This window comes from uncultured Limnohabitans sp., assembly GCF_937889215.1.
In the GTDB taxonomy this organism is placed as follows: domain Bacteria; phylum Pseudomonadota; class Gammaproteobacteria; order Burkholderiales; family Burkholderiaceae_C; genus Limnohabitans_A.
Window position 1 is genome coordinate 1 of the sequence record NZ_CALBEX010000018.1, and the last position, 2,841, is coordinate 2,841.

Below are 2,841 nucleotides of genomic sequence, written 5' to 3' on the forward strand. Positions count from 1 at the left end.
GGGTCGGCCCCCAGTGCGCTCACATGAACCAGCCGCTGAACACCCGCCTTTTTCATGGCGTTGGCGATCTTGCCGGGCAATTGCACATGCACATTTTCGAAACGGTCTTCGTCGCCATGCAACACGGCCACCAGGTTCACCACCGCATCGTGCCCGGGCATCAGGCGGTCCAGGTCGGCGGCTTGGTGCACCGAGGCCTCGATCACGGTCAGTCCAGGCAGGCTTTGCACGCTGGCTGCATTTGCGGCGCGGCGCGTGGGCACCGTGATGCGCCAGCCCAAACGGGCCAGGTGTTCACAAACATGGCGGCCGACGAAGCCGGTGCCGCCCAACACAAGCACGCGGGGGGCGCTCATGCTGCGCTCAAACCGGTGACTGCTTGGTGCATCGCGTCCATGGCTTGTTCGACGATCTGGCTGCGCCAGGCGTCGGTGTCCACATAAAACGCGTCCATCAGGTCTTGCTTGATCTGCTGGCGAAGGGCCTCGGGCGCTTCGGGGTGCAGGTGCAGCCAGTGGTCGCCGCGCAGCGCGTAGATGACCTGGTCGGGCGCTTGCGTGCCGTATTCCAGCGCGATGCCGGTGTACTCGGCCTGCGGGCATTCTTGGTAAGCGGCCATCCACATCAGGCCGGTGAGGAAGGGCGAGGCGGACGAGCCATCGTAAATCGACGTGATGCCCTGGCCCCACCACGTTTTCGCACGGGTGTAGGCCGCTGCATCGTCGGCGCAGGCAAAAATGCGCTCACCCACTCCGCTGGGCCCCAGGCCCGTGTGCAGGTCAATCCAGGCCATGCGCTGGGCTTGCTGGCCGTACTTTTGCAGCACAGCGCGCAAAGTCTGGTTGCTCCAGGTCGGGGCCTGACCGCCAAAGAACAGGCCCTCCGGGAACTCATGCTGGCCTTGGGAGACGGCGGCTTGGAAGGCTTTCATGCCGCGCTCGGCGATGTATTGCGCGGTGGCTTGGGCGTTGGCAGCGTCCGGTGGCCACACCTCGGGCAGCAACAGGTCGTGGATTTCGCGGTAAGCCGGGTTGTCGGGCAGGGGCTTGGAAAAGTCTTGAAAGTTGCGGTTGATGTCCACGTTTTCATGGGTCACCCGGCGCACATGCGAAAAACCATGCGGGTTGAGCGCGTGGATGTAGAGCACGGCCACGCCTTGCGCACGGGCCGCGTCTCGCCAAGCGGTGTTTTGCAGCGCGTGGATTTGCACACCCGAGCCGCAGTAGCCCTCGACCCCATGGCAAGCGCTGCTGATGACCAGCAGGCAATGTGCATTCGGGTCGCCGTCGAGCACCACGTCCATGGCCAAAGCTTCACCGTCGCGCCCAGTCAGGGGGTGAAGGTTGGCGTCCACTGTCAGGCCGGCGGCCTGGGCGGCTCTCAGGAATTTGTCGCGGGCTTGGGCATAGCTGGAGGAAAAGTCGGTGGGGTGGTGGTTCATGCCTTGCTCGGTCAAGCGGTTTGGGTGGGCTTGGCCAGCCATTGTGTGGCGAGCTCCACCCAGTAAGTGCCGCCCAACGGGATCAGGTCGTCGTTGAAGTCGTAGCTCGGGTTGTGCAAGGTGCAGGGGCCGCCGCCGTGGCCCATTTCACGGTGCGCGCCGTCGCCGTTGCTGATGAACACATACGCGCCGGGCTTGGCCTGCAGCATGTAAGAAAAATCTTCTGCGCCCATGGTGGGCTCTTGGGCCACCACATGCTCGGCGCCCACGATGCCGCCCATGACTTGGCGGGCAAAGTCGGCTTCGGCTGGGCTGTTGATGGTGGGCGGGTAGTTGCGATGGAATTCAAATTCGCATTGCGCATCAAAGGCCGTGCAAATGGATTCGGCCACTTGCTTCATGCGCTTCTCGATCAAATCGAGCACTTCGATGCTGAAGGTGCGCACCGTGCCCTGCAACTCGCACGAATCGGGCACCACGTTGGTGGCTTCGCCCGCGTGGATCATGGTGACCGAGATCACGCCTGCGTCCACCGGCTTTTTGTTGCGGGTGATGATGGTCTGAAATCCTTGCACCATCTGGCAGGCGATTGGCACCGGGTCGATGCCGTTGTGCGGCAGCGCGGCGTGGCTGCCTTTGCCACGAATGACGATTTTGAACTCGTTGCTCGATGCCATCACGGGGCCAGCGCTCACAGCAAAAGTGCCCACGGCCGCGCCGGGCCAGTTGTGCATGCCAAACACGGCCTGCATGGGGAACTTGTCAAACAGGCCGTCCTTGATCATCTCGCGGGCACCGCCGCCGCCCTCTTCGGCGGGCTGGAAGATCAAATACACCGTGCCATCAAAGTCGCGGTGCTTGGAGAAATGCTTGGCCGCTGCCAACAGCATGGCGGTGTGGCCGTCGTGGCCGCAAGCATGCATCTTGCCCTGGTGTTTGCTGGCATGGGCGAAGGTGTTGAACTCCTGCATGGGCAGCGCGTCGATGTCGGCGCGCAGGCCAATGCCACGCCCACAAGCGCCGCCGTCGCGCCCATGCACAATGCCGACCACCCCGGTGGTGCCCATGCCGCGGTGGATGGGGATGCCCCAGTCGGTCAGCTGCTGGGCGACCACATCGGCGGTGCGCACTTCTTGAAAGCACAGCTCGGGGTGGGCGTGGATGTCTTTGCGAATGGCCGCGATGCTGGCCGCGTAGGTGAGGATGGAGTCAAGGATTTTCATGTGATCAGTCTAGCGGTACTTCTTCGGCTGTGCCATCCCCCCGCTGCGCTTGGGGAGACAAGTCTGATCAGGGTTTTTACTGATGCTTGTCAAGCCTCGTGGGGCCCATCTCGGGCAGATGCCTGACAATGTCACCTCTGAAGAAGGTAATGACCCCATGCCACCTACCGACACCCC

The 2,841-nt window shown here is 63.1% G+C and carries 3 protein-coding genes; all 3 read right to left on the reverse strand.

The features are described from left to right. On the reverse strand, nucleotides 1-356 hold a 356-nt coding region (locus tag Q0341_RS00500; protein ID WP_299509787.1), incomplete at its 3' end, for an NAD(P)H-binding protein. Beyond that, nucleotides 353-1,441 carry a M14 family metallopeptidase gene (locus Q0341_RS00505; protein WP_299509788.1) on the reverse strand — a complete coding sequence of 363 codons (1,089 nt, stop codon included), beginning with the start codon at nucleotides 1,439-1,441 and terminating at the stop codon, nucleotides 353-355. The genes Q0341_RS00500 and Q0341_RS00505, both read right to left, overlap by 4 nt. Before the next feature lie 11 nt (nucleotides 1,442-1,452). Beyond that, nucleotides 1,453-2,664 (reverse strand): M20 aminoacylase family protein, encoded by a 1,212-nt coding sequence (locus Q0341_RS00510; RefSeq protein WP_299509790.1) that lies wholly within the window; start codon nucleotides 2,662-2,664, stop codon nucleotides 1,453-1,455. Nucleotides 2,665-2,841 lie beyond the last annotated feature (177 nt).

Excerpts from the sequence above, each read along its gene's own strand:
- Q0341_RS00505 (WP_299509788.1), bottom strand. The coding sequence starts at position 1,441 with ATGAACCACCACCCCACCGACTTTTCCTCCAGCTATGCCCAAGCCCGC.
- Q0341_RS00510 (WP_299509790.1), bottom strand. The coding sequence starts at position 2,664 with ATGAAAATCCTTGACTCCATCCTCACCTACGCGGCCAGCATCGCGGCC.